Below are 26,492 nucleotides of genomic sequence, written 5' to 3'. Positions count from 1 at the left end.
CTTCCAAAAAATCACTTCTCTTCAATTAGTTGTATCTATCTCTATTTCTTACATGCCTAGCCTTTTTTCTTCTGCTAATATACTACGAATTTCCATCAGCAATTTCCCCAGCGTATTTTTACCAGTGCCATCTGTTCCACAGCCCCAGTAATAATCAGTACTTGTTTTTTCTACAAGTTCTTCCTTACCTGTGTCCAATAATTGCTGGCGAATTTCAGAGTTTTGCTGAAACTTTGCTAGTAAAGCCTGTTTCATAATCTCATCTTTTACTTCTTCCCAGTCTTTACGTATAGGGTATGCTCTACTTCTACCTAGCTCAGCTGCTTTCATGGGATTCTTTTCCTGTTGTATCTTATTTCGATACTCCTCATCTGCAAATTTTGCAACTTGAAAATAATGCTCACTTGTAGGCCATCTCTCTCCATCTAACTCAAACTCATAATGAGCAAAGTTTGACATGTATCCATATTCTTCTGTTCGTTTATAAAAGTAAATCGTCATTATAACGTCTTCCTTTCTTTTGTATCGCCAAATATACCTGCCATACAACTTTCTACTTGCGCAACTTGCATAAAAAAGGGACTTCTAGGCTCACAGTATTGCGCCTCACTTATTAATGAACAGTATATGAAGAAAAGGGTACTGGACAGTTTTCTTGAGATAATCGGTGATCCGTGTACCTTTCTATTTAATTCATCCAATATTTCTATAAGCTTACTGAAACTCTTTTCACCTATACGTTTTTCCACTCTTGCAGGAACTAAAATGTCTAGAATAATACTATCGATTTTTTCCGCAACCTCATTCATTTCTTCAACCGTCATTATAAAACTCCTTTTTTTAATATTTTTTCATCATCTGATTTTTTGATATTCTAACCAATTAAGCAATCAAGTATTTATCAAACAATTTACTATCTAAACTATCGTCGGATCAGCAGCATACCAAGTATTTATTCCATTGATGTTAAGATTATCATCGTATAGCCACGCAACATAAATAAGTACATCGCTAATTCCTTCATCTTCAGACCTATCGATTTGCCAACCATTGGTTAAATAGGAAAATGTGAATCCTCTAGGATTTTCTTTTGTACCTATACTCAGTTTTAAGTTTTTACTATATAAACTGAACAACTCAAGATCTTCTCCAGTTTCAATTTCCATCTCTACCTTTTTCTGATTTGCTAAATTGATGCAAACTCTTAAAGGACTCTTTGAAGGACGTACAATTATTTCATAACGCTTATCTACTGTGAATAATCTATTCTTATTTGACAGCTCTCTAAATGAATAAGCTATCTTTTCGTCGTTAACAAAAATCTCTAGCTCACCTAAAGGAGTTTTTAGCATAGCCCTTCCCCGTTCCTACAATCAAAATATTTCTTACCTATTCAAAAAAACGTATATCTCGATATTCTCTTGAAATAGTTTTAACCCATTTTCCATAACACGATTAAATTGAATGACTTCACTTTCATTCCATTCCGGATTATATTCCTTTCCAGAAGTATTAATTGCTGGCAGGTTATTTCCATAAAAAAGCTTCGTATAAACACAATCATAGTCGTTGTTATTTCCAATAAAAGTTTTTCCTATTGAAATAGAGACATCATCAAAAAAATTCCACAAGGTCAAAAACTCTGAATTATTAACAACTGAGTTCTCCTCTTTTAGCCAATTAACCAACTTGTCTAAATTAATTCTTTCTTCTAAAATATCCTCTTCCTTTATAGAAATTTTTGCCTTCTCTGTATATTTTTTAATGTCCTTTTTATTCTGAAAAAGAAGGATTTTATTTTGAACATTGATATAGAAATCTTTCTCAGCCATATATTCTATAACATATAATTTGCTTTTCCTATATACTAATTCTTGACAAAAATATGCCGAATCATCATTGGTGTAAGTCATCTATTTCTCCTCATTCAAATCTAATTCCCGTAGTTCTCGCCTATATGTACGAAGAGAGGTTTATCAACCTCTCTCCCTCATTCACCTATTCCGCTACAAATGAATTGAGAATCTCTGTGACAGTCTCATCATTCTTTTCAAAAAATGATGGTACCCCCAATACATTTATAACAACATAATCCGTTTCTGTTTCTAAGAAATAGTAACGAATCTCGATCTTTACTCCTTCTGACTTTTCTGTGAATACGTGAAGATCTCCTGTATAGTGAGTCGTTTGGTACGAAGATTTTTCAATTTCGTCCTCCTCTACATCAAACTCATCGACTGAAACGATTTGATCCGTTACCAATTCTTTAAAAATTTCAAAGCTGTCAATATCTGTTTTTTTCACGCCATAAGAAACTACTGCCTCAGATCCTATTGCGTTCCCAACATTGAAAGAAATCCCCTCTTCTTCCGGCTGCTCTTTCCATCTTTCCAAAATATTTATTTTGTACACTGTTCCCTCAATCTCAAAACTACTTTCCACCAATTCAGGTGCTTTTTGAACAGATGATTCAACAACTTCCTTAGATTCGCTTACCTTTTCAGAACTTTCAGCACTCCCTGCTTTTTCTTCTGTTCCGGAGGCACATCCTCCCAATACAACTAATGTCACTAAAACTATTGCCCACTTTTTCATTCATCAATTCTCCAAACGTTTCATTTTCACCATAACAACCTTTTAATTTTTCGATCACCTATTTTTCAGTCCAAATTGCAAAGCATTTCCACTTTTTTTCTAGGTTTATTAGAGTATTAAAAATTAGAAACAGCCCCAGATGCATTTATTTGTAAAACACTTCATTTTGATTCTCAATAGAAACCTTTATGCTGTTCAGAAAAACTATTTAGAACTTAAATAATCAAATTTCAAAAAGTCTTTATGTTCTTCTATTTGCTTTCTAAGAAGCTCTCCGTACACAATTATTTGCTCTTTTTTAGGATCAATTAAGTATCCCCAACTGAAATCTTTTGCTATGAACAAATAGTATTCCCCATCTGGATAAAAACTCGGAAAATAAACATTATAGCCACCTCCTGCAAAGTTTTCATCTGAAACAAAAGTTGGATTTTCCTTTTCTTTTGTACTCTTAGGATCGTATTTAAAGCTGTTATGTTGCCAATCTAAAACATACATATACGATTCTCCGCCTAGAACTTTTGAAAATATACTACGTACAGCTTTTGACCATTCTGGATTAGTTTCTGCTATAAAAATAGCTTGTTTACAACAATATACATCATATGGTTCTTTAACTTTGAAAGCTTCTGAATTTGAGTTTGGCGAAAAAGAATACAACTCAAACACCGTATTCCACAATTTTTTTTCTTCTACCTCAGATAAAATCTCCCATTGTTCTTTTAGATTATCTATGTTCCCATCCCTCCTATCGATTTTACTTGTTTAGAACATTTGTTTCAGGAAACTCAGCTATGAACACAAACTATATTTTTGTATTGAGCTTATTGATATCTTTTTACGGTTTCATCTGTTTCAGTATCCCTATATCAGAAGATAATATTTCGCAAAGATTATCACCTAAAAATAATACATAGTGATGAAAGTTCTTAAAGCATCCTATAGGCTCATTACTAGATTTTCTTTCTAACTCCTTTATCCAAGGCGAATCAGTAATTTCCAATATATATTTGTAAAATCTACCATGGGATAAATTCAATCTATCTATCACATAAACACTTGGTTTGGTGTAATCAAGGGCTATAAGTCTAAATGCTATATTTGTTGTCTTGAATATCCATCTATCCTCATTAAAATCATCAAATAATACAATAAGCTTACTATTATCTATTTGTATTTCTTCTAGTGGTGCATCGTTTATCATAATAAAATTGTTTACAATTTTTATTTCCACTTTATTCCTCCAATAACAACATCTATCTTAATCGAAATAATTATAACTTCTTTTCTAATCAGAAATCTCTTTTACCCTTCTTTTTCATACTGTTAATTATACATTTTGAGATGTTTTACCTTATCATCGTGGCAGGTTGTGTACATCAAGAAGTTCAGATACATATAGATACATCCAAACTTCTTGAGCTAACTCAAAATTTTATTCTTATGTACGAAGAGAGGTATATCAGCCTCTCTCCTTTATTGACTTATTTCACTGCAAATGATTTAAATATATTTATGACGATAGCGCCATTATTTCAAAAATATACTTAGTACTTCTAGCTTGCTTATAATCATAAAAAAACTATCTTCAACACCTCGTAAATATCAAGCCTATTACTAAATCAATCCTTGAAATTTTTTTAAGCACTACTCATATCCCACAGTGAATAATTTTTTTGTCCATACAAACTGCTTCTTCAATTAATTCTTTTAATGATATAAGTTGGCCTAGAACTTCTTGCTTTTTAAACTCATTTTTCTCATATACCTCCTCGTTGGCCAAAAAATCACCAGTTAATTCAAAAGTTTCTGGAGATAATTTAAAAAGATTGTATAGATTGGTTATTAAGCTTGCAAACTCATTTAAATTGTCCCCGTCTATACTTGATACACCATACGGATCCAATCCATTTGTAACTGTTCTGTTAGCTCTTGTAAACTTTATCCATAATAAATAGTCTGATAACTGTAGAATTAACTTTTCTGATAATTTTACATATTTAGAATTACTTGGTATATTTTTCCAACCAACTTCTTTATTGACTAAATAGAAACTATGTTGTGTCCCCATAAATCATGCCTACCTTTCTAATCCAAATGATAAAATTTTACCATCAGGTCCTACTATGACATACTTACCATTCTTAGTATATCTAATTGCGCCGGGAGTTCCATTGGTTGGATATGATTTCTTTGACCCTTTTTTAACTGTTCTAGCAAAATCCTCTGCTTTTCTGATATATTGATCGATATCTTTAGCACCAACTTCTTCTCCGTGTTCGCCAAAATGATATTCCAGTGAGTCCTCTGGAGAATCAAAAGTCCCTTCGCCCCATTTTTCCAAATTTTCATCTGTAGGGTTTGTTCTATCAGAGCCCCCATCTCCACCAATAATGTTTTGAATAACATTTTGTCCGGATTCAATGGCATTTACTCCTGCTCCAACTGCTATTGACCCTCCTGCAACAACCATAGTAGCACCTGCTGCCATTCCTAGTACAGTTACTGGTGTAGCGGAACCTTCTGAAAAAACAGTTCCCGCCCCACTTCCAGTAAATACAGTTCCTCCAGTTGTTGCTAAAATAACGACACCTACTCCGATGACTAAAGAAGAGGTTAGTTCTCCTAGATTGTAAGCAAGACTATTATTTCCACCGCTAAGATCAGCATGAATTTTTTCTCCGGTTACCGATTCTGCCATCGCTTTTCCAGGATTAGAATTAGCAAGCGAGTTGATAACCCCTGCTGCAGCACCTTTACTGTAATCCGAAATAACTCCGCCAACGGTTTTGTCTACATTAAATCGCTATACTTGCACCCTTCCACAATGTGTTTATTAGATCACTATTGCAGATTATGTATGTCAAGGAGTTCGGATCTATCGATAAAAAAACAAACTCCTTGAACTAAATCAAAAAATTTATATCTAGTTAATAACATTAAAACAAGTATTTATTAACTATTACCTAACTGCTTCAAATTGAAATTATTGTATGCGATTATTTCAACAACATTATCTCCTAAAAGTAAGAAATAATGATGAGATTCATTTAGAAACTCAACCTGCTTCCCTTCATTTACTTGCTTCAACTCATTTATCCAAGATGAGTTTAGTATCTCCAGCATATAATTATGATAACGTCCATCATAAAAATTCAGTTCATTTATATAGTCACTTGCATTCATGCAGTCCCTAGTAGTTACTCTAATCGCCTGATAAGAAGAAGTCTCAAAAACAAATCTTACATCATTGTTATCATCAAAATGAATTTCAATGTTATTATCTTCTATCACTATTTTTTCTAATGGCACTGTATTTATAATTATGTCCTTATTCAAAATTTTAATTTCCATTTCTATTTCCCCCGTACTACTATACTCAATCCATTATCTTTCGTAGTTATTTTCCAACTCTCTTCAAGAATTTCCTTTTCAGTTGCCCATTTATAATTAATATTTTCTATTCCAGCTTCTTTAAAAGCATATAGCCGTCGATTATCCAAAGAGTGTATGATACCATCTTTTTCAAATATTCGTATTTCTGGTATTGACTTAGGATCTATATCTCCTGATTTCAATCCAGAAACCAGATCATCCACAGCGTTTGCTCCATCACTAAAATTCTTGGAAATACTATCCTGTGTATATCGTATGTCACTCGTATTGATACTTTTCGCCACATCATCGCCTTTATCCGCAAAATATTGCAGATCCATCTTCAATGGTGGTTTTGTCCCTGTAGTTGTCTTACCACTGTCAACAGCGGCTTTTACCGCATCATCTGCCACGCTTGCACTTGGGGTGACCAACTTCACGACATCGTCTACTAAACCAGTATTGATTGCCTGTTTAGCTATGGTTCCTGCCCCTGCAACAGTTCCAATTGTACCAAAGACGCCCTCGACTACTCGCTCAGTGGTACTCAATTCTCTTCCTGTCAGCCAATCTTCACCCGTTACTGCATTACTCACGCTACCAACTGCTAGAGTCGTTCCTAGAGCAACACCTAATGGAGCAGTTACTGGGATAACGGTTAAGATAATTGTTCCCAGGCCTAGAACAGTCTTGATTGCTCCTTCATGCTCTTTCACAAAATCGCCAACTGCTTTGGTTGCACCCTTCCACAACGTACTCGCGCCTTCACACATTTTACGAATGCGTGCTTCTGCTTTCACACGTGTTTCTTGGGCAACTTGAATCGCATAGTCACGTGCCTGTTGATAAGCGATTTGCGCTTGTTGGGCTTTCGTTGCGACCCACTGTGTGGCTTGTCCAGCATAGTAATTGACTTGATTGCTGACGTAGCGAACTCCCTGAGAAGCGTAGCTGACTGCCGCATTATAGGTTCGCTGAACCGTTCGAACCGCACTGCTGCCATAACTGACTACCTGACTCACTGCTCGTGAAACCGTATTGACAACACGTCGTACGGTATTAACAACGGTGTTAACAACTCGTTTCACTGTGTTGACAACCGTATTCACCACTCGTTTGACGGTGTTGACGACTTTCTTCGCCACATTCTTCACCGCATTAACAGCCTTACCAAACCAACCCCAACGTCCGGCATCGTCACGATACATGAACGGATTATTATTGGCATAGGTGTACTTGTTCTGGGTCACTGGTTTATCCTGTTGACCAAGTACGGTGTCTTGCTGAGTGAAGCGACCAGTGGTTGTATCGTATTCTCTGGCACGCAGATGTTGTTGCTTCCAGTTGTCATGGTACTGACTACGGTAGCCTGCTTGGTTGTCGATCCGTCGTTCACTGCGACCGAATTCCTGATACAGGTTACTGGAATAAAGTCTGCCTGTTGCTTTCTCTGTCTGAGTGATGTTGCTTCCCAAACCGTCTTGATGATAATTGTCCAGGTCGTCACCGATCGCGGTCCCTCGCTCATCATAAAACAGCGTGGCTTCTTCGGTCGTCTTGATTCGCTTGTCGTAGGAAGTCGTCGTCATTTGCAATGGACTGACATACTCTTGCGTATAGTCATTGATATACTGGATCATTTCGATCGTATGATCCTTATCCAATGCTTTCTTCATTTTTTCTTCTTTGACTTCTCGACGCTTCGCTTCATGGTCGATCCGCCAAGTCCGATCTTTCATTGGCAAGCAGAATAATGAGAACTTCGCTGTCAACGCATCCTTCAACGTAACATCGCTGCTGCTTAGGCGTAGTTGTGCCTCTCTGTCTGTGCCTTTCATCCATTCCATCATGTCCGTCTTCAGCTTGCGGTCGTTTTCTGTTCCAGTTGTTTTAGACACGCGATTACCAAGGGCATCATAATAATAAAATAGCTGTTTGCCCCACGTACTGCTTTCTTGAATCAAACGTCCTTCTGCATCATAGACATAGCTGGTCACTTCTCCGGAAGCACTTTGTTTTTTACTCACATGACCGTTGGCGTCATATTCGTAAACAGCACCTTTTTCACCGGTGATTTCTTCCAGCTGGTTGTCCGCATTGTGCGTCCATTCCTGTGCGCCCTTAGACTTGCCATTGACTTCTTGTCTAACACCTACTCGATTCCCTACATTATCATAAATATAGTAGGTAACTCTGGTCGTCTTGCTTTCTTTCTCCGTCGCTTTGATCAGTTGGTCTTCTTTGTCGTACTCATAGGCTTTCTCCAGCGAGAACTTCGGATACTTGAGTGTTTCGTTGATAAGGTTGCCGTTTTCATCATAGGCATAGGTCTGCTTGGATTGTTCCTGACCATAAGCATCTTGAGTAACAGCTTCACTGATTTCTCCAGTTGCCAAATAGCTATACGTGGATTTCGTACCATCTGCGTATTGGATTTCCAAAATTTGTCCAAGTCCGTCGTAACGATACGTCGTTTCCCCATTTGCATCCTTGACTTTGGTCAATTGATTTTTCTTGTCATACTCATAGGCTGTTTTTGTGCCATTCGGATAGTGGATCTCTGTACGACGGCCAAAAGCATCGTAAGCGTAGCCCACTTCTTCTCCCGTATTGGTCACAGCCTTCGTCAAATCACCAAATTCATTGCGTTCAAAGTGCAGCGTATGACCTGTAGGCAATTGATCCTTGATTGCCTGCTCTTCTATTTCACTAAAATCAAAGGTCGTTGTAAGAGCCGCTTCTGTCACCTGATCATTCTCGTCATACTCAAAGACAAAATCCTGATTGTTCATCTGTTTCCCAACCATACGGTTTAGCTCATCATAGCTGTACGCAATCCTTGCTCCGTCTACTTTGGTGTTTTCAGATAATTGCCCATCCAATCGATAGCTATAGGCTTCTTTTTTCCCATTTGCACTGGTCAGACTTTCCAGCTCTCCTACTGGTGAATATTCCAACTTGGTCTGTCCATTGTTGGCATCGGTGATCGTCGTCAGATTGTCCTGCGCATCATAAGCATACGTCGTTGTTTTGTCCAAACGGTTGGTCATTCCTGTTAAGCGGTTGGCCTTGTCATAAGCAAAAACCTGACTCTGCTCTTTTGCGTCCGTGATTTTCGTCTGATTGCCGTTGCCGTCATACGCAAAGGTTTGCTTGTTCCCGCGCGCATCAGTAATGCCAGACACTTGATTTCTGCTGTCGATCGTTTGCTTCGTCACAGCTCCCGTTGCGTCGGTGGTTTGAATCAACTGATTATTTTTATTATACGCAAAGCTAGTCGCAAATTCGAGCGGATCCGTTTCTTTTAATAGATTTCCGTTCTTATCATACGTATAAGTCGTATGCGCATCATTTGGTGCGATCATTTCCTTCACATTGCCTAAGCCATCATAAACAAAGGCTGTCTTGTTGCCGCGAATATCGATCATGTTTTGCACACGATCCAATAAGTCATATTCATACTGAATACTGGTTTTATTCGGATAGGTCATGCGAGTCATGCGGCCTGTTTTATCATAGACATAGCTGGTTTCCTGCGTACCAGCCTTGACTTCTTTCGTCAACTGACCAAATTGATCATACGTATACGTGTTTAACGGCTGTTTGTGAATCGCGTCAGAAATCTCCGTTAATTGAGAAAATTTGTCGTAGGCATATAGCTTTTCATAACCCTTCGCATTGGTTTCACTCGCCAAGCTTCCATCATCATTATACGTATAGCTGGTTTTTGCTCCGGCAGCATCCGTGATGCTTGTCAATTGATTCCGCAGGTCATACGTGTAACTGGTTTTACGATTGAGCGGATCAGTCGTTTCCACTAAATTATTGCCAGCATCATACGCATATTTCGTCAGATTCCCTTTAAAATCGCTCTCCGTTAGTTTACGTCCGGCACTATCATAAGTGAATACTTGCTTGAAGCCTTTCGCATCAACAGTTTCCACCAGACGATCCAGTGCGTCATACCCATGCGTCGTTTCATTGCCCTGAGCGTCTATTTCTTTCGTGATATTGCCATTGGTATCGTAGCTCTGTTTACTGACAGACCCCTGTGCATCCTTGGTTTCGATAACTCTGCCTAATGCATCATAAACGAAGCTAGTTTGTCCATTGTTCTCATCGGTCAGTTGGATCAGTTGCCGATTTAAATTGTACTGATAGGATTTCGTATCTTTCCCATTATTGATTTCTTTGATGAGATTTCCAACATTGTCGTACTCATAGCCGACACTTCCACCGTTATGCTTTTGAATCGCTGTCAGCTGATTACGGCTGTCATAGGTGTTCGATTCGACCGTTCCTTGAGGACTCGTCGTTTGGAGCAGTTGCCCCAGTGCATCATAGGTATAAGAGGTTTTATTCCCTGCGATATCTGTTTCAGCGATTAGTTCGCCATACAGATTGTAGGCATACGTCTCTTGTCTCTTCTGACTATCTGTCACACACAGCAGCTGTCCCATCGCATCATAAGAATACGTTTCTTCCTGCTTCGTACTGTCGGAAACTTGGGTAAGATTGCCCATCTTATCATACGTATAATTGGTTACAACCCCCATCGGAGTGGTTTCTTCCACTAATTGATCGGCTTTATTATAGGCATAGGTCGTTACTCTCCCCAAAGAATCGGTCAGACTCGTTACGTTACCGCCTTCATCATAGGTAAAAGAGGTCTCGTTTCCTAAAGCATCTGTCATCGTCTTGATTTCGTTGGTCTTTGTATAGCTGTATGTTGTACGGTTGCCCATTGGATCAGTTTTTTCGATGAGGCTGCCATTCTTATCATACTTGTACTGTTCGATGGCACCTGTCGCCCACACTTGGGTTTCAAGAAGGTTTAAGGCATTGTAGGTATACAACGTTTCTGTCTTATCCGGCCCTATTTCTTTTACTTTGTTGCCATTGCCGTCATAAGCAAATTGGTAGACAGCACCGTTGGCCTCTGTAATTTTCAGCACGTTGCCTTCCCCATCTGACTCATATAGGGTTTTCGTACCATCTGCCGCAGTACTTTCTTTTACAAACCCTCCGGCATCGTAAGTGATCCCAGTCTTTTGCCCCAGTGCATTCGTTTCTTCGGTTCGGTTGCTCCGACTGTCAAAGCTCTGTTTTGTTTCTCTTTCGCCATCTCTGACTGAAATCGGTTGGTGCTGCTGATTATAGGTATAGGTCGTTACTTTGCCACCCTTGTCCTTTTTCGTCAGCAAGTTGCCGGAAGCATCGTACGTATACTCTTCCGTCGTCTGATCTGCAAAGATGATCTTCGTCGGTGAGCCATTGGCTATTCGTTCGTAGGTCGTCACATGGCCTAGGCTGTCTTTTTCTGTCGCTACAAAGTTGTTCACATCATACGTATAGGTCGTCGTCTTCCCATTCGGCATGATTTCCTTCGTGACATTGCCGGCTTTATCATATTGATATTTCGCCTTGGTTCCATCCGGAAACTCTATTTCCGTTCGTTGATTCAAGGCATTGTAGGACATCTTCTTCAAGTTGCCAAGATAGTCGCTTTCACTGATGATATTGCCGTTGCCGTCATAGCTGTAGGTTTTCACCCCTCCGACAGCATTGGTCTCACTGATGACTTGCCCGATCGCATTGTATTTATAGCTCGTCTTATTGCCATTAAAATCAGTTTCGCTGGTTTGATTGCCTTCACTGTCATAAGTGTAGGTTTTAAATTGTCCATTGAAGTTACTTTCTTTTACCAGCTCACCACGCGCATTGCGCTCATAGGTTTTTGTCTTGCCATTTCCGTCTGTTTCTGAGAGTAAAAGCCCACGAGCATCATAGGTATAGCTTCGGATCAGTCCGGAAGCATCTGTCTCGCTCGTCAAGTTCCCATTTTCATAGGTATAGCTCGTCATTTGTCCCAAGGCATTGGTTGCTTTGATTTTCTCCCCTGATGCGTTGTATTCAAAATGAGTCGTGTGTCCGTTTTGATCGGTCAGTGATATCTCATTTCCTTTAGCGTCATAGCTATGCTGAATAGTGTTCCCTTGACGATCCGTCTCAACAAGCGGTTGACTCCATTCGTTGTAAGTTGTGGTTTCTTTCGTTCCATCTGAATAGCCGGTGCTAGTCAGATTGCCTTTTTCATCATAGCTGTACGTCGTTTTTTGACCATCTCGATCAGTAAACGCCGTTAATTGGTACTGGTCATTGTAAACATTCGTTACTGCTGTACCATCTGCATACTCGATTTTTGTTGGTTGATAATGGTCATTGTACGTAGTGATCGTTTTATTGCCATTGCCATCAACTGTCGTGGTTGTTCCTTTGCCATATGAAAGTGTCACGACATTTCCTTCGGCATCGGTTTGTTTAATCACACGGTTTTCTTTGTCATATTCATTGGCATAGATCGTTTTACCATCGTCGCCGGCATAGCTGAGCATACGATGCTGATCGTCATAGGCATAGGTGAATTTCTTACCTGATGCATCAACGACCTTGGTCAAATCTCCTGCTTCACTATACGTGTACTGGTTTTTGGTTCCATCTGGGAAAGTAACTTCCGATAAATGCGCATTGCTATCCCATTTAAATTGCAGCTTCTTCCCGTTAAATAGTTTGATTTCCTTTAAGAAGCCTGTTTCGCCATCATAGCTGTACTCTTTCTTTGTGCCATTGCTCGTCTGAATCGAGCGAATCTGCCCCGTCGCATCAAAAGTGTACGTCCATTTTTTCTGTGTATCCTTCAAGACAAACGTCCGCTTTTCCACTTCATCTACGGTCTCCATTACTTTGCTCAATTCGTAAGGCAACGCATCTTCGACCACATAACTGCCGTTATCTTTACGAGTGAAAAAGACCTTGCCGCCATCTTCCAATGTCAGCATCATGCTTTTATCTGCCAGCTGATTCAAACTAAGTAGTTGATTCAAGGTCCAATTTCGCCCAATCGGACTATCCTGGCCCTCGCCCATAGCATTATAGGTTCTAGTAAACCGTTCTTCTGTTTCATTGTCATACCACGTGCCGTCTGTCATCTCATACAAAAGATTTCCGCTGCCGATATTGATCGGTTCAAAATTGAACTGACAGTGCTTTCCACGTCCCATAGATAAAGAGTCCAATCGGATCTTTTCTGCATCTGTCAAGGGTTTTGGCGTATACGCTTTTCCGGCATTCTTTTTGGGATTCCGAATAAACACGACATTTCCTTGCGTTAGCATCTCATCCTTCATGTTGTTGTCTCTCATGAAGCTGGCACGATTTTTTTCTAATCCATAAAAGGCCAGTAATCGAGACAACGTATCCTGACTTGATACCTTATACAATTGGAAGTTATCATACGTTTTTTCTGCTTTTTCGTTTTTCCCGTTTTTATTGTACGTAACAGTCGCTTCTGCCTGATACAGATGGTTTTCTTTCAAGACAGTGGTCAATAGTTCTTTGGTTTGCCAGTTGCTGGACAAGTCCAAATACCGTTGCGCATCTTTAAATAAAACCGGATAGTTCGGGTACAAATAATCTCTGCCGATCGATGGCTCTGTTCCTGTATAAATCACTTTATTATTGTCGTTTTTATCTTTTAAACGATAAGTGATTTCTGCTTCAGGACGACCGATCCCATCAAGACCAAGTGCTGCAAATTGTACCAGCCCGTCATTGTCGCTACGAACGAATGGTCGCAGCTTCAAGGTCGTTTGATCTAACGGCATATTCTTGTCGATCGGTGGTTTTTCACGATGCTCCAAAACAACATACGGCTCTCCACCCGTCCAGCCTTTTCCGCCGAACAGCTCTGCCTGAGAATATGGCATTTCGTGTGCTGACATTTTGTTGTTTTTAACCAATACACCGTGGTTTTCCAACCCGTTTTTCCAATCATTTGCCAAGGTAGTAATATCGAAATCGACCCAACGGTTATTGGTGTCGATCCCTGCCATTTTTGTCTCTTTGCCATCTTCATACGCTGGTGGACCATAGGGACTGCCTAGCTGTCTGATGAACTTATCATAGCTCAAAGAAGAGAAAGCGCCAACATCCTTGGTTATTCCAGCTGCTTCAAAAAAGCGAGTAACGACTTTTCCGTTACCATCTTTTGCGGTATCGCCCCAAAAGCCGGGATCACCGACACGCTTCATTTTTAGCGTAGCGGACATGATTTCATGCTGTTTGCTGATTTCCTTGAATTTCTGATTAGGGATCTTCAATACACCGTATGTCTGAAAGTGCCCCGCTCCATCATCACCAGAGCTATACCCATTGTCATACCCGATCATCATGTACGGCTGAAAGGCATAGCTCATTTTATCGTCATATTGGCGAATACTTGTGGAATCTACTCCATTTACAGTGACCTTTGTTAATGGCATGACCTGCAATGAAACTTTTGCCTGTTTTGCTTGTTGGACTTGCTCTTCCTTGATTTCAGTCACCTGAATAGTTGCCGTTTCTTCATCGAAGGTATAGTTCAAAGGAGCAATTAGATCATTATCCAGATTTAGCAACATCGGCATCGGAATGACCTCTGTCAACTGCTCCTGCTCATAAATCCCAATGATCCCTTTATCCTTTTCTTCCTTCGCTGTTTTTCCTTCTGATAACTGTAGCTGGTAACGAATGGTTTGAAGCGCGGAATCCGCGTCTACATATTGCAAGAACTCAACCACACCATCGTGCATCGCGATTTCTACCGGCTCTGTCTCTTTATCTGAAGCCAGCAAAACACGGTCTTCCTTTACAGCTGAGACTTCATAGGTTTCCTTTGGCAGGACGATTTCCACAGCCTCTTTGTCATCCTTGATCTGAACTGGCGTTTCTGTCGTCACCGTTTTCGGGACAACGACCGGTACATCCCCAGTGCCCGTAATAGCTTCTGTATCCTCAACAAACTCCGTTGTTATTTCCTGCCAGTTCCCTTGATCGTCTTGCTCATGGATCGGACGGGTAAACAGGATCGTTTCACCTTCACCTGTCTCAGGATGGATGAAGGTCTTTGAATAATCACTACGATCTTCCAGTACCTCTTCCTTCCCAGCTTGAAGCGCGCTTTCTTTTATTTCCTCTAACGTCGTTTGCTTTGACTGTTCAAATTTTTCTGAAATTTCTTCTGATACTTCATTGTTTCCAGCGTCAGTTGCAGAACCAGCTTCCGGTGACCCTTCTGACTGTTGCGCCTGTTCCAATTTATCCTGCACCTCTTGCGGAAGCTCATCCTTCGTTACTTTATCCCCTTCTGTCAAAGGCGGATGACTCGACGTCGATTCTGACGGAAGCACTTCTTCAGCAAATACTGGTACCAATCCCCAAGGAACCACTGCCCCAAACTGGAAAAACACAATAGAAGAAATTAACACTTTTCTCCAATTTTTCTTTTTCATTTTCTACTCCTTCAAATTTTCTTCTGTGTCCAAAATCCCTTGATAAATTTTATCTGCTTCTTCATAGTTTTTTTTGTGAATCGCTGTCGCCATGTTCTTAATGTCTTTACTCAATAAACGATAGGTTTCATAAATCGTTTGGTCTTCTTCTGACAACAGTTTTTTGTAGCTTGATAATTTTGCTTTATCCCCAATAGTGTTGAATTTTGTTGCTACTGATTTCAAATCCGTGACATATTCTTTGTACTGAATACTGCCATCGGCCTTCATATCCACCCAAAGCTGATAATTCTCTTTAAAATCAGATTCCAAATTAAAAATCTTTGTCTCAATGTCCCCTGCCTTTTTCGGTGCACATGCACTCAAAAAGAAAACGAGCACTAGACATACCCAAATATACTTCTTTTTCATTTTCTACCCTCCTTTATACTTTTAGTCATAAATTAAACCTAGAAAAAACGGTCTAGTTATGCATATATACAGTTAATCCGATCATTTGTAACTGTATACCTCTATTTATCGTAGATAAAATGGATTTAGTCAATGAATTTTTCCATTTTTGATAAAATAAACGTCTTTTTATCGTTTTATAATTCAAAATTCAATTTTTTAAGAGAAAATAGGCAGATAATTGATGATAAATGAACAAGTCCAACACTTTGCTGAACTTGTTCATTTTGCTTTCCTATTCCTAAACAGCTTTTTTTGACCACTTTTCATCGTACTTTTTCAATCAACAAGATTTAACAACTGTTGATTTCCTAATCCACGTAAAAAAGATAGCATTATCCTATTCACTTTTTTACAAGTTTCTAAAAGGAAGACCGGTTGCTTTAAGGTCAAACATAAAAAACTGAGCTTCTATATTTTCTATAGAAGACCCAGTACACTTTGGCTGATTGACAGTCAGTTGGATTCATTATATACTTATCTTGAACAACGTTCAAAACTACGTTCAACTTTTTTTGAAGAGAGGATGAAACAGATGGAGACTATTAGATTTATTCGATTACCAAAGTGCAAAGCGATAACTTCAGGCTATGCCTATAATGAGGAGCCTTTTCAAAAAAATGGCAAGCTGGAGCTGTTCGATTCCTTTTGGAGTAAGCTAGATCAAAGTAGAGTAGACAACTGGTATTCACGCGATTATTTAATGTATGGAAGAGAGCAGGATGCGATGATCTGGTACTATGCTGTTCCAGATGATTTCGACCAGGATGTCTCCCCGTGGGAAGTCGTGGAGTTGGAAGGTGGTCTATATGCTTGCGCAGCAGCTAATGCCGGCAGCTTTAAGGATGAACAGCAGGTTTATGGAGAAATTAAAAAATATATTGCCGATAGTGAACGATTTATTTTAGATGAAAGAGAAAATCATTATGATCTCTGTACAGTCATGACGCCTTCTGATGCTGCAGAGGCTCTTGGCTATTCTCAGATCGAGATCATGGTACCGGTAAGAATTGCAGAACCAGATTCTTTAAAAAAATAAATCAAAAGATAAATAGTGACAAAAAAAGCAACTTGCTTCTATAATGAAATAGACAATGCAACAAGAAGACTGTAATTTTAAGGAGGCTCTTATGACGATTCATGAGGATGTGGTAGAACGAATTATTTCTACCACGATGACGCTTATTCAAGCTTCTGACGGAAATATAAAAAAAGTGACAACAAGGATGATTGCAGAAAAAGCGAATGTAGCCGTTGGCGCCATCAATTATTACTTTCGATCTAAAGATAAGCTGATTGAAATAGGCCTTCAGCGAATGATTGAGCAACAAAGAAAAGAAAATTTGCTAGATCAGCGAACTGGGGATACACTTCAAGACCTGATTGCTTTCAGCCAACAGTTTGCAGATCGTTTATTCACACACGCCGCGGTTTCAGAAATAGCGATTTTAGAAGACATGAGAAGTCCAAAACCAACCGATAATACAAATAAAATCATTTCTGAATTTTCAGCTTTTGTATCGACTGAAAATGAGCTGGATGGACAGGTTTTTATTCTGGTAAACACGATTCAAACAGCTTTTTTACGGCGTAATCAAAGCTCAACTGAATTGGGCGTTGATTTAATGAAAAAGGAGCAGAGAGATCGGTTTATTGAAAAAACCGTGATCCTGTTATTTTCTAAAGAAAAAAACGAAGAGCTGTGATTTACAGGTCTTCGTTTCAACGCCAATCAATAGTTCCAAGAAATCAATCAATAGAGTATTGTTTTAACAGGACGATATCTTTGTAGTGTTTATCATGCTGTGCTTCATACTTGTCTCGTACCTCGTGCGGAATTTGCAGTTTATCTGCATCACCTGCTGTGAGCAGTTTTTCTTTAACAAAAGCAACCTCCGCCTCAGTGATTTTCACTTTTGGATTTGCCAACAGCACCACGGTTTCCACATTATTTTTAACAAAAATAACCGTCGTGTGATTGACTGTATACACTTTCCAATACGTGACTGTTTTACAATACTCTCTCAAAATTTCATCTAATACTGGAAACATCGTTTTCAACTTTACTTTTGCCTGGATTGGGGTTTCAAAAAGTCTCAGTTTAGCCATGTTCATCCTTCTTTCTCTTTTTTCATTCCAAGCATAGCACAAAGATGCCCATTTGAAAGAAATGAAGCCTCGGCGGTTTAGGATGATTTAAACATACACAGAACACTTGATGGCCCAACAAGCAAGCTGAATACTTTGCTTCTGAAAATTACTTATGCAGTTTTTTAAGTTCATAAAGAACCCAATTTGTTGTCTTTTTCATCTGAATCAAAGACAATCCAACGGAATGCAAATAGATAGCAAAATTTTCTTCCTTCTTGAAATCCGGCAAATAATAATTGGCCTTTGAGATTTCACAAGCAATAATGATCGTTCCTTCCGTGGCCAACACACGCTTAAGCTCAGCCAAAGATTTATCGAGGTCAGACCAATGAAAGTGATTCTGATACACACAGATCAACTCAAAATAGTCTGCTGGATAGCTCGTTTCCACAACATCCTTTCGTTCAAAAGTAATTTTTGTGTTCGCATTCATTTTTTTGGCTTGCTCGATTGCTTTTTCTGAAATATCGATCCCATATATATGGGCATGAGGAAATTTTTGGGCAAGTCGTTTGGTAGACTGACCGTTTCCGACGCCTACATCTAATATCTTTTTTATCTCGTATTCAGGTATATACGCTAAGCTCCACTCGACCATCGGCAGATAGACTTTATTCCACAGCTTCATCATGTATCCCCCAACGATTCCAGTCGGTTGCTTTGATTGCTGAAGCAAATAGCGAAACAGACCCCACAAAAGTAGCACGATCAAGCCTAGATAAATAATGATCTTCACCTACATTCCTCCCACTTGTTCCTGATTTTCTATTCCACAGGAGCAGTTAGCTCAATATGGTTTCCCTCGCTATCGCAGAATTCGCAAACCCAGTTGATACCGATTCGTTTAAGGGGAAAGACCACTTTTTTATCACTCAGTTTTCGCTGAAGGATTGAAAGGCTCGGCACTTCAATGCTCGGCAAACAATTGTTACCAAACGAATGGCTTTCATTCATTTCATTAAATGCAAACAGCCCTAGACGAAAGCCATTAATATCAAAAACACTATAAATGGCGTCCCGTTCCGTTACTGGTAATTCAAAAAAATCCTCATAAAAACGGATGGCGCGATCCATATCTGTCACACATAAATACAGCGAACGGATTGTGCAGTTCATTTTTGCAGCTCCTCCTTGCTTAAAGGCGTCAAAACGATATTTCTTGTTGGTCGATCCACGTATAGCCAAGCTCTCGGAAAATCATCGTTTGTCGCGTAAAAGGATTGCTCACAGTGTGGACAATTAAACGCGCCCAAATTCCCATATCGTCCGATTCCCGTCGCCAAAACAGTTGATTCTTTGCATTCCGGACAAGTAAAATCGTAGTAGAATATCTCATGACCCTTGAGGGTTGCGATGTAGACTATTTTTGTTTCTTTTGCTTGGTTCATTGAATACACTTCTTTCAGTCTTCTTTATTGCTCTTTTTCTTTCCTTTGCTTGCAAATACACCAGTAACTCCCAGCGCTACACCGAGGGCTAAACCAATCGCCAGGTTATCAAAAAGCAACCCAAATATCAGCCCTAATGAAATTCCTATTGCTAAAGAACCACCATCATCTTTTTTCATACCGTTCTCCTTTACAAATTTTTTAGTTACAATCATCTAACGAATGCAACGCTCAACAAGTTTTTTTATCTTTCGATCCAGCCTATATCTCATTTAGCTCTAAATAACATCGATTCATTTCAACTCAGTTAAACTATTCTAATATCAAAAGTAATTTTTCATTAATTCCATTACCCATGCTGGAACAGTAGCTTGCTCTTTTAAATCATACATTGGATAGTAGGGTTTTATATCTAATATTGGCGTATTCGCTATCGCATCCAACCCTTTTACGGTCAGCTGGCCTTCTGAAACGTTAACGATCTCAACAGTAGTCATACCGATTTGATTAGGTCTATCCTTGCCTCTTTGCGAAAAAATCCCAACACACGGCAAATCCTCCCTATTTTGAGGTCTTCTCTGCAAATGCTTTGTCGCATCAAAACGAGCCTCATGCAAATAATAAACAATGATTGCATGAGAAAAATCTTCCAATCCTTTCAAGCCTCCTTTATACTCTTCCAACAAAACAATATCAGAAATATCGGTGCCCCACCCGACATCTTTTCGTTCTGAATGCGCATTTCTGACCTGTCCAATTGCCTTCATTTCATACATCATCCTTCATCCCTTCTTCCTTAGCTTTACACCCTCATGTTTTTCAGCACCCTATATTAAATGATTTCATTTGAGCGCGTTCAGCATCGTTTATATCCACGCTAGTACAACAATCGTATCATACTAACGTCTACTTGATGTAGCCAAATTGAAATTATTCAATGGATAACAAAAAAACAAGTCCGCTTTTGATTGGACTTGTTCTTATTCATTGTTCTTATTTATCCGTCACTTCGAAGGATTTTTTCCATTTTCTTTCCTTTGGCCAGCTCATCGATCAGTTTATCCAAATAGCGGATTTTCTGCATCAACGGTTCTTCGATTTCTTCCACACGAACCCCGCAAACGACCCCTTTTATTAAAGAAACATTTGGATTCAGCTTTGGTGCTTGTTCAAAAAAAGTGGTGAAGTCATGCTGCTTCTCCAACTGCTCCTCCAATCCAGCTTGATCATAGCCTGTCAGCCAAAAAATGATCGTATCCACTTCTTCCTTTGTCCGGTTCTTGCGCTCGGCTTTTTTAATGTATAACGGATAAACACTGGCAAAACTCATTGTATATATGCGATGTGTCATGGGGCACCTCTCTTTTTTCATTCTCACAGACAGTATACCATTGTTCTTTGGAATAAAAGACAAAAAAGCGCTAAGCTCCAGACATTAACGATGTGGTCGCTTGTCTTGAACTTGCGCTTCCCGTATTTTTCTTAATTTGCTGCTTCTTCACTACCCATTTTTGCGGTCACCTTTTCATCGATTCGCAGAAACGGCAGATAGATAAATACACAGCCAATGATGATCAAAATTTGCAGTACGGCTGCTTTCCAATCGCCGCCGGTTGCCAGAAAAGCAGAGAGAACGGGTGGTGTCGTCCATGGAATCTGTACGACCACATGATTGATCAAGCCTACTGCTGTCGCGAAATAAGCAATCGTTAAAGAAAAAATCGGTGCCAGAACAAAAGGAATGATCAAGCTCAGATTGAAGACAATTGGCAGACCGAAAATAATCGGTTCGCTGATATTGAAAATCGCCGGTGCAACAGACAATTTGGCAAAGTCCTTATAATCTTTTCTACGACTGAAAATGAAGATCGCAATCAGTAAAGCAATCGTATTTCCAGAACCGCCCATAACCGCAAAGGTATCTTTAAAAGCCATATTGATGATATGCGGAATTTCTTCTTTATTGGCATATGCTGCCATATTTTCCTGCATATTTTGAATCAAAAATGGATCAAGCAGGGAGCCGGAAATGACCGCCTGATGGATACCAAACCCAAAGAACAGATTGGCAATCGATGTAATCAATAAGAAGCCAGGCAATCCAGTTGTCACCTTACTTAATGGTACAGTGACGATTTGAGTGATCAACCCATTTACGTCCATGCTGAACAGTTGATTAACTGCAAAAGACAGGATCGAAAAGCTCGTAACTGTAATGATAATTGGGATCAACACATTAAAGGATTTCAAAACAGCTGGTGGTATATTACCAGATAACTTGATCTGCAGTTTTTCATTATTGGATAATTTAATAAATAGCTCTGTCGCAAGCAGACCGACAAATATCCCGACAAACATACCTGAGGCTCCTGTATGAGAAACAGGGATCACGCCGCTGACTTCAATCGCCTCTCCTGCCCCTTCCGGAGTAAACATTGTTTTCATTGGTGTCAAAACAACAAATGTAGAAATAGCAACTAAAACAGCAGCGATATGATTGGAATAATTGCGACTGATACACATATGATAAGAAACGGCAGCCACGACCAATAGCGTAGTGATACTTAAAGTCCCATTCCCTATTGATATCCCTATTTCCTGAATCGTTGTCAGTGTTTCCGGAGCGATGATTTTCCCCATGAAGCCCGTTGGTTCAAGTATGACATAATTGATCAATGTAACAAATCCGGCTAGCATCATGAATGGCATGAAGGTAGCAAAAGCATCACGCAAGGTTCTAAGATGGATTTGATTCCCCAATTTTGTCGCAACCATTCCGAATTTCTCAAAAATCTGATCTTTTTTATTCGATTTTTCCATGATTGATCTCCTTCTATTTTTTCTGTAAGCACTTACTGGTTCTCATCATACTACCAAAAACAAATAAAGTAAATAACTTTATTTAAAAATATACACTTTTGTTCGATAGAAACAAAAAGTGTGTGGGACATAACTCAATCCCACACACCTCTATACATCTAAAACCGAATAAACGGTGGGACAGAAGCAACTACTAGCAGCGAGCTGCGTCGATGTCCGCTCAACATCAGTGGTAAACCACTGTGTTTCAAGGCTCTTCGACAATAAGTCAAAATTCAACAAAAATTTGTGATGCACCAAGTAGGAATCAATCAACATCGGAATGAAACATTCCGTGTTTCTTGTCATTTTCGTGAATTCCGCCTTATTGCTTAGAATCACTGTGACTGCTCTTTTGAGCAGAACAGATGATGAAAAGTACCTACCTGGTGCTTGAAGCTGAACACTTCTGTCCCAACCTCGATTAGTTTTCTACAAAAACAGCTTCAAAAACAAAATCATCATAAAGATGTCGTGTGACCGAATATTCAAAAGGTGTGCCACTGATTAAAGAGACGACTTTTTCGACCTCGATCATAAACTCATCACGCGCGATCCCCAAGACCTTCGCGTCAAACTCTGTCGCTTTATCGCCTTTTATCCAGATATGTGAAGCCTTTATTTCCAGGCCCAGATCCTTAGTGATATACGAATAAACTGATTTCTCCAGATGCTTCGGTTCTAAGCCGGGAATGATCGAAAGCGGCATAAATGTCTGCTCAAGAGAATAGGGATTATGATCGATAAAACGGCTGCGGACAATATTGTAAATGTATTCCTTCTCCCCGATTTTCAACATTTCCTGTACCTTTTGGGAAGGCAGCTCGATCGAAAAGGTATGGATTTCTGAATGGACATGTTCTTCCCCCACAACATTGAACAGTCCATCACTCGGACCAAATACCTTGGAATTATCGATTGGCTTGCGCAGGACTTCTGTACCAAAACCGCTGCGGCTATGCAATATCCCTTCTGAAACCAATAGATCCAATCCTTTTTTCACAGTCAACTTACTGGTATCATAGGTTTGTGCCAACACATCTCCCGGTGGCAGCTTCTCCCCGATTTTATACACATTCTCTTCAATCTTTTTTTTGATATCTACATACACTTCCATGTATTTCGGCAATTTTTTCATAGCATTCTCTCCATATCCTGACAAATAAAACTATACTTTATTATATACTTTTAATCTTTTTTTTCAATACCCACCAAGTATAAACGGATCATTTTCTTTAAAATTATATATCTTTAATTAAAAATGTTTATTTTTATTTTTTTTGGTGGTATGATACTTCTTGAAAGCGAAGGAGGGCAACTATGAATAAACAAACATTAACATTTCCGGAAAATTTCTGGTGGGGTTCTGCATGGTCTGCAGAACAGGCAGAAGGACGTGGAGAGACCGGAAAAGCAGAGACCGTTTGGGAGCGTTGGTATAAGCAGGAGCCTTACCGTTTTTATAATCGTATCAGCTCAGAAATAACGACGGATCATATCCATCGTTATAAAGAGGATATTCAATTGATGAAGGCGACCGGACACAACTCATTTCGCGTGTCGATCTCATGGGCACGCATGTTTCCAGCGGATGGTACAGGAGCGGTCAATCAAAAAGCGATTACCTTTTATCGTGACCTTTTTACTGAGATGAACGCCCAAGGAATCAAGGTTTTCGCAAATCTCTATCACTTTGATATGCCGGCGAAGCTGCAGGATCAAGGTGGTTGGGAATCTAGAGACGTTGTTGAGGCATACGTTCATTTTGCGGATACTTGCTTTAAAGAATTTGGCGATTTAGTCTATCATTGGTTCACATTCAATGAACCCTTAGGCCCAATTCTAGGAAGCTATCTCGAAGATTTCCATTACCCAAATATCATCGATTTTAAACGTGGTGCTCAGGCAGCGTTCTTTACTGTATTGGCCCACGCTAAAGCAATTGCTGCACACAAAAAGCAGCAGCTGCAAAGTAAGATCGGGGTCATTCTAAATCTTAGTCCGACCTTTCCCCGCAGTCAAAATCCGGCAGATATCAAAGCAGCAGAAATCGCAGACTTATTTTATACACGTAGTTTCCTTGATCCGATGGTCAAAGGTGTCTTCCCAAAGAAATTGACTGGACTATTGGAGGAATATGGGCAGCTTCCAGAGGATATCACAGAGACTGATTTGGCTCTTATCAAAGAAAATACAGCACAGATACTCGGACTCAACTATTATGAGCCGCGCCGCGTGAAAGCTCGTTTGAGCGCTGTTAATCCAGATGGTCCTTTTCTTCCGGAATGGTTTTTCGAGCCGCATATCATGCCGGGACGAAAAATGAACGAATACCGAGGATGGGAAATCTATGAAAAAGGGATTTACGACCTATGCATGGATATCAAAAACAATTATGGAAATATCGAAGCCTTTATCTCAGAAAATGGGATGGGTGTTGCTGACGAAGAACGCTTCATGGATGAACAAGGGCAAGTAATAGATGACTATCGTATCACTTATATCAAAGATCACTTGGCCTATCTGTGGAAAGCCATTGACGATGGCTGCAATATCAAGGGGTATCATCTCTGGACCTTCATTGACTGCTGGTCATGGATCAATGCGTACAAAAATCGCTATGGATTAGTTTCATTAGACTTAGCTACGCAGAAAAGAACCATCAAGAAAAGTGGCGAATTCTATAAACAGCTGAGTGATTCAAATGGCTTTGAGTATGACATCGATCTGCTGGTTTCTACAGACGGATCTTATTTGAATGACTAAATAAATAAACAGCCATGGGTATTGACGAAAACGTCTTTCCCATGGCTATTTCCATTTGCGCTGTTATTATTTTATTTCTTTTCCTGTATTTTCTAAATAAATCGTTATGTGCTCTCGCTCTGTATTTTCGAGCATCAGTTTTTGCAAGTACTGAAAGAGCAGTAATAACCATACAAATGCAATCAAAAAGGATACTAGCTCAAAGGCTGTTAATGAAAAATAATGCACTCCCTGAAAGAGAACGACGGTCAAAACAAGCAATCCCATGATCACATACGATGTCACCTGAAACTCTTTGGTGACTTTCGGCAACAGCCAATGCATACCGATAATCAAAATAATGATCAGATAGACCAAATTGGCAGCAACCTGATTATGGATCACACCATAGATAGAGTCATCCTGATAAGGAAAAGCACCTACACCACCAAGATTCAGTGCGACAAGAATCAACAGCCAACGCAGGATCGTCAGCTTGATTCCACTGTATTTTTGCTTCAAATTAACAAATAAATAATCGATCAATGCGATCATCAATACAGCAGATAAAATCAGCGTCAAATTGAACTGCCATCTACTTGTCGCTTCCACTGTCCCCAAAAAGCTGAAATTGTGCTGCCACCATTGCTTTTCTCGATTCGTAAGCATGGCACCTAAGGCCCCGCCAACAATCACTATCGTCAAAATATTGGTCAGTAACATCGGTGATAGTTCTAAAACCATATAGATCATCAGATAATTGATGACAGTCATGATCACAAAGAAAAATAGCGTGGCGGTAAATAAATCAAAGGAGATACCGGGAAACATATAGCCTAACAGCCTAAAAAGAAATAGTGAGCCTAACAACAGAATAATCAGAAAAGAAATTACGAGTGCTGGGAAATTTCGCCAATAGAGGTTCTTCGCCTGCGAGGAAGTTCTTCCTTTTTTGACACCGATAAATGTGACGATCAACGTAATGATCCCTGTCAGCACACCAACCGTATTGACGAGCTCACCAATGGATGGTCGACCAACCAACGGTACATACGTATACTCTTTCAGATAAAAGAATAAGAAGAAAATGATCGTTGCGATGATTGTCGGCAACAGAAACCCTCTCAAAGAAATTGTCTGTCCCTCCATTGCGCCTTTATCTTTTTTTCTGATCGTCAATTTTCCAGTTTGGACATCCAAGTCCATTTCATTTTGTTGCTCAAGATCGATTTCCTGCAATATTTCCTCAGGTAATTGAAATTCTGATTCTTTTTTCATCACGCATCTTTCCCCTCTACCCCAAACTTTTTTCTATTATTGAGAAAACTATGACCTTTTTGTCTTCTCCACCTACTAGTTGAATAAATCATTCTTTATAAAAACGGCACAACCATTTTTCCGTTCATTTTATACTAAAAACATGGTCGATCTATAGTGATTCATACCATAGAAACAGCTTTCACAGCCTCTGCTGATCCTTATATAGAATAACGCTTGTAGGAAAATACTTCAAATGATTTAGCTGATTTACCTGTTATTTATTTCGCAATCGAACAGTTGAGATACTCTTTCATAAATACTCAGTGAATCAATCATTACC

25 protein-coding genes are annotated in these 26,492 nt (G+C 39.4%); 3 read left to right on the top strand and 22 right to left on the bottom strand.

Annotation, left to right across the window (positions count from 1 at the left end; genetic code table 11):
• Positions 1–48 precede the first annotated feature (48 nt).
• The 12 genes from A5888_RS16055 to A5888_RS16000 all read right to left on the bottom strand — a co-directional run bounded on the left by A5888_RS16055 (position 49) and on the right by A5888_RS16000 (position 15,710).
• Positions 49–501, bottom strand: coding sequence for an NADAR family protein (locus A5888_RS16055; protein WP_339101697.1), 453 nt, complete (start codon positions 499–501; stop codon positions 49–51).
• Positions 501–824 (bottom strand): hypothetical protein, encoded by a 324-nt coding sequence (locus A5888_RS16050; protein ID WP_339101696.1) that lies wholly within the window; start codon positions 822–824, stop codon positions 501–503. The genes A5888_RS16055 and A5888_RS16050 overlap by 1 nt, the downstream gene beginning before the upstream one ends.
• Positions 825–917: 93 nt before the next feature.
• On the bottom strand, positions 918–1,352 hold the full coding sequence (locus A5888_RS16045; RefSeq protein ID WP_339101695.1) for a hypothetical protein: 435 nt from the start codon (positions 1,350–1,352) through the stop codon (positions 918–920).
• 33 nt (positions 1,353–1,385) lie between these two features.
• Complete coding sequence (locus A5888_RS16040) at positions 1,386–1,913, bottom strand: hypothetical protein (RefSeq protein WP_339101694.1); 528 nt, start codon at positions 1,911–1,913, stop codon at positions 1,386–1,388.
• An 85-nt stretch (positions 1,914–1,998) separates the two neighbouring features.
• The gene (locus A5888_RS16035; RefSeq protein ID WP_086350814.1) at positions 1,999–2,595 is read right to left on the bottom strand and encodes a hypothetical protein; all 597 of its coding nucleotides are present in this window, start codon (positions 2,593–2,595) and stop codon (positions 1,999–2,001) included.
• A gap of 204 nt (positions 2,596–2,799) precedes the next feature.
• Positions 2,800–3,276, bottom strand: coding sequence for a DUF2716 domain-containing protein (locus tag A5888_RS16030; RefSeq protein ID WP_170924893.1), 477 nt, complete (start codon positions 3,274–3,276; stop codon positions 2,800–2,802).
• Positions 3,277–3,433: 157 nt separating this feature from the next.
• Positions 3,434–3,829: a hypothetical protein gene (locus A5888_RS16025; RefSeq protein ID WP_339101693.1), complete on the bottom strand. Its 396-nt coding sequence runs from the start codon at positions 3,827–3,829 to the stop codon at positions 3,434–3,436.
• Positions 3,830–4,246: 417 nt separating this feature from the next.
• Positions 4,247–4,666, bottom strand: coding sequence for a hypothetical protein (locus tag A5888_RS16020; RefSeq protein WP_339101692.1), 420 nt, complete (start codon positions 4,664–4,666; stop codon positions 4,247–4,249).
• A 9-nt stretch (positions 4,667–4,675) separates the two neighbouring features.
• A complete protein-coding gene (locus A5888_RS16015) occupies positions 4,676–5,296 on the bottom strand; it encodes a hypothetical protein (protein ID WP_086350818.1) in 621 nt (206 codons plus the stop codon).
• A gap of 254 nt (positions 5,297–5,550) precedes the next feature.
• Positions 5,551–5,949: a hypothetical protein gene (locus tag A5888_RS16010; protein ID WP_086350819.1), complete on the bottom strand. Its 399-nt coding sequence runs from the start codon at positions 5,947–5,949 to the stop codon at positions 5,551–5,553.
• A 2-nt stretch (positions 5,950–5,951) separates the two neighbouring features.
• Positions 5,952–15,299, bottom strand: a complete 9,348-nt coding sequence (locus A5888_RS16005) for an RHS repeat-associated core domain-containing protein (RefSeq protein WP_086350820.1) — start codon at positions 15,297–15,299, stop codon at positions 5,952–5,954.
• Positions 15,300–15,302: 3 nt separating this feature from the next.
• Entirely contained in the window at positions 15,303–15,710 is a 408-nt protein-coding gene (locus tag A5888_RS16000) for a hypothetical protein (protein WP_170924894.1), read from the bottom strand.
• Positions 15,711–16,284: 574 nt separating this feature from the next.
• Between A5888_RS16000 and A5888_RS15995 the strand changes: the two genes are divergently transcribed.
• Together A5888_RS15995 and A5888_RS15990 are read left to right on the top strand one after the other, a co-directional pair.
• Positions 16,285–16,788 carry a hypothetical protein gene (locus A5888_RS15995; protein WP_086350821.1) on the top strand — a complete coding sequence of 168 codons (504 nt, stop codon included), beginning with the start codon at positions 16,285–16,287 and terminating at the stop codon, positions 16,786–16,788.
• A gap of 91 nt (positions 16,789–16,879) precedes the next feature.
• Positions 16,880–17,455, top strand: coding sequence for a TetR/AcrR family transcriptional regulator (locus tag A5888_RS15990; RefSeq protein WP_170924895.1), 576 nt, complete (start codon positions 16,880–16,882; stop codon positions 17,453–17,455).
• Positions 17,456–17,498: 43 nt separating this feature from the next.
• Here the strand turns inward: A5888_RS15990 and A5888_RS15985 are convergent, their stop codons facing one another.
• The 9 genes from A5888_RS15985 to A5888_RS15945 form a co-directional block, all read right to left on the bottom strand.
• Positions 17,499–17,858, bottom strand: a complete 360-nt coding sequence (locus tag A5888_RS15985; protein ID WP_170924896.1) for a DUF1827 family protein — start codon at positions 17,856–17,858, stop codon at positions 17,499–17,501.
• A gap of 148 nt (positions 17,859–18,006) precedes the next feature.
• Positions 18,007–18,636 (bottom strand): class I SAM-dependent methyltransferase, encoded by a 630-nt coding sequence (locus A5888_RS15980; RefSeq protein WP_249274554.1) that lies wholly within the window; start codon positions 18,634–18,636, stop codon positions 18,007–18,009.
• A gap of 29 nt (positions 18,637–18,665) precedes the next feature.
• Positions 18,666–19,016, bottom strand: coding sequence for a VOC family protein (locus tag A5888_RS15975; protein WP_086350824.1), 351 nt, complete (start codon positions 19,014–19,016; stop codon positions 18,666–18,668).
• Positions 19,013–19,288, bottom strand: coding sequence for a hypothetical protein (locus A5888_RS15970; RefSeq protein ID WP_086350825.1), 276 nt, complete (start codon positions 19,286–19,288; stop codon positions 19,013–19,015). The genes A5888_RS15975 and A5888_RS15970 overlap by 4 nt, the downstream gene beginning before the upstream one ends.
• 14 nt (positions 19,289–19,302) lie before the next feature.
• A complete protein-coding gene (locus tag A5888_RS15965; RefSeq protein WP_170924897.1) occupies positions 19,303–19,467 on the bottom strand; it encodes a hypothetical protein in 165 nt (54 codons plus the stop codon).
• 144 nt (positions 19,468–19,611) lie between these two features.
• Positions 19,612–20,067 carry a tRNA (N6-threonylcarbamoyladenosine(37)-N6)-methyltransferase TrmO gene (gene tsaA / locus A5888_RS15960; protein ID WP_086350826.1) on the bottom strand — a complete coding sequence of 152 codons (456 nt, stop codon included), beginning with the start codon at positions 20,065–20,067 and terminating at the stop codon, positions 19,612–19,614.
• 218 nt (positions 20,068–20,285) lie between these two features.
• Entirely contained in the window at positions 20,286–20,639 is a 354-nt protein-coding gene (locus A5888_RS15955) for a DUF2200 domain-containing protein (RefSeq protein ID WP_086350827.1), read from the bottom strand.
• A 131-nt stretch (positions 20,640–20,770) separates the two neighbouring features.
• Positions 20,771–22,108, bottom strand: a complete 1,338-nt coding sequence (locus A5888_RS15950; protein WP_086350828.1) for a PTS sugar transporter subunit IIC — start codon at positions 22,106–22,108, stop codon at positions 20,771–20,773.
• 463 nt (positions 22,109–22,571) lie between these two features.
• Complete coding sequence (locus A5888_RS15945) at positions 22,572–23,285, bottom strand: GntR family transcriptional regulator (RefSeq protein WP_086350829.1); 714 nt, start codon at positions 23,283–23,285, stop codon at positions 22,572–22,574.
• A gap of 182 nt (positions 23,286–23,467) precedes the next feature.
• Between A5888_RS15945 and A5888_RS15940 the strand changes: the two genes are divergently transcribed.
• The gene (locus A5888_RS15940; RefSeq protein ID WP_086350830.1) at positions 23,468–24,913 is read left to right on the top strand and encodes a glycoside hydrolase family 1 protein; all 1,446 of its coding nucleotides are present in this window, start codon (positions 23,468–23,470) and stop codon (positions 24,911–24,913) included.
• Between the two features lie 66 nt (positions 24,914–24,979).
• Here A5888_RS15940 and A5888_RS15935 read toward each other — a convergent pair whose 3' ends face one another.
• Positions 24,980–26,170 (bottom strand): DUF998 domain-containing protein, encoded by a 1,191-nt coding sequence (locus A5888_RS15935; RefSeq protein WP_086350831.1) that lies wholly within the window; start codon positions 26,168–26,170, stop codon positions 24,980–24,982.
• Positions 26,171–26,492: the final 322 nt, after the last annotated feature.

The organism is Enterococcus sp. 9E7_DIV0242, assembly GCF_002140975.2.
Taxonomy (GTDB): domain Bacteria; phylum Bacillota; class Bacilli; order Lactobacillales; family Enterococcaceae; genus Enterococcus_L; species Enterococcus_L clewellii.
The sequence above is the reverse complement of the archived record's forward strand: the minus strand, read 5'-3'. Positions and strand labels throughout refer to the sequence as shown.

Excerpts from the sequence above, each read along its gene's own strand:
- A5888_RS16055 (WP_339101697.1), bottom strand. The coding sequence starts at position 501 with ATGACGATTTACTTTTATAAACGAACAGAAGAATATGGATACATGTCA.
- A5888_RS15935 (WP_086350831.1), bottom strand. The coding sequence starts at position 26,170 with ATGAAAAAAGAATCAGAATTTCAATTACCTGAGGAAATATTGCAGGAA.
- A5888_RS15965 (WP_170924897.1), bottom strand. The coding sequence starts at position 19,467 with ATGAAAAAAGATGATGGTGGTTCTTTAGCAATAGGAATTTCATTAGGG.
- A5888_RS16040 (WP_339101694.1), bottom strand. The coding sequence starts at position 1,913 with ATGACTTACACCAATGATGATTCGGCATATTTTTGTCAAGAATTAGTA.
- tsaA (WP_086350826.1), bottom strand. The coding sequence starts at position 20,067 with ATGATGTATGAAATGAAGGCAATTGGACAGGTCAGAAATGCGCATTCA.
- A5888_RS15995 (WP_086350821.1), top strand. The coding sequence starts at position 16,285 with ATGGAGACTATTAGATTTATTCGATTACCAAAGTGCAAAGCGATAACT.
- A5888_RS15945 (WP_086350829.1), bottom strand. The coding sequence starts at position 23,285 with ATGAAAAAATTGCCGAAATACATGGAAGTGTATGTAGATATCAAAAAA.
- A5888_RS15970 (WP_086350825.1), bottom strand. The coding sequence starts at position 19,288 with ATGAACCAAGCAAAAGAAACAAAAATAGTCTACATCGCAACCCTCAAG.
- A5888_RS16005 (WP_086350820.1), bottom strand. The coding sequence starts at position 15,299 with ATGAAAAAGAAAAATTGGAGAAAAGTGTTAATTTCTTCTATTGTGTTT.
- A5888_RS15950 (WP_086350828.1), bottom strand. The coding sequence starts at position 22,108 with ATGGAAAAATCGAATAAAAAAGATCAGATTTTTGAGAAATTCGGAATG.
- A5888_RS16010 (WP_086350819.1), bottom strand. The coding sequence starts at position 5,949 with ATGGAAATTAAAATTTTGAATAAGGACATAATTATAAATACAGTGCCA.
- A5888_RS16020 (WP_339101692.1), bottom strand. The coding sequence starts at position 4,666 with ATGGGGACACAACATAGTTTCTATTTAGTCAATAAAGAAGTTGGTTGG.
- A5888_RS15975 (WP_086350824.1), bottom strand. The coding sequence starts at position 19,016 with ATGAACTGCACAATCCGTTCGCTGTATTTATGTGTGACAGATATGGAT.
- A5888_RS16050 (WP_339101696.1), bottom strand. The coding sequence starts at position 824 with ATGACGGTTGAAGAAATGAATGAGGTTGCGGAAAAAATCGATAGTATT.
- A5888_RS16045 (WP_339101695.1), bottom strand. The coding sequence starts at position 1,352 with ATGCTAAAAACTCCTTTAGGTGAGCTAGAGATTTTTGTTAACGACGAA.
- A5888_RS16035 (WP_086350814.1), bottom strand. The coding sequence starts at position 2,595 with ATGAAAAAGTGGGCAATAGTTTTAGTGACATTAGTTGTATTGGGAGGA.
- A5888_RS15940 (WP_086350830.1), top strand. The coding sequence starts at position 23,468 with ATGAATAAACAAACATTAACATTTCCGGAAAATTTCTGGTGGGGTTCT.
- A5888_RS16000 (WP_170924894.1), bottom strand. The coding sequence starts at position 15,710 with ATGAAAAAGAAGTATATTTGGGTATGTCTAGTGCTCGTTTTCTTTTTG.
- A5888_RS15985 (WP_170924896.1), bottom strand. The coding sequence starts at position 17,858 with ATGGCTAAACTGAGACTTTTTGAAACCCCAATCCAGGCAAAAGTAAAG.
- A5888_RS16015 (WP_086350818.1), bottom strand. The coding sequence starts at position 5,296 with ATGGCAGAATCGGTAACCGGAGAAAAAATTCATGCTGATCTTAGCGGT.
- A5888_RS15990 (WP_170924895.1), top strand. The coding sequence starts at position 16,880 with ATGACGATTCATGAGGATGTGGTAGAACGAATTATTTCTACCACGATG.
- A5888_RS15955 (WP_086350827.1), bottom strand. The coding sequence starts at position 20,639 with ATGACACATCGCATATATACAATGAGTTTTGCCAGTGTTTATCCGTTA.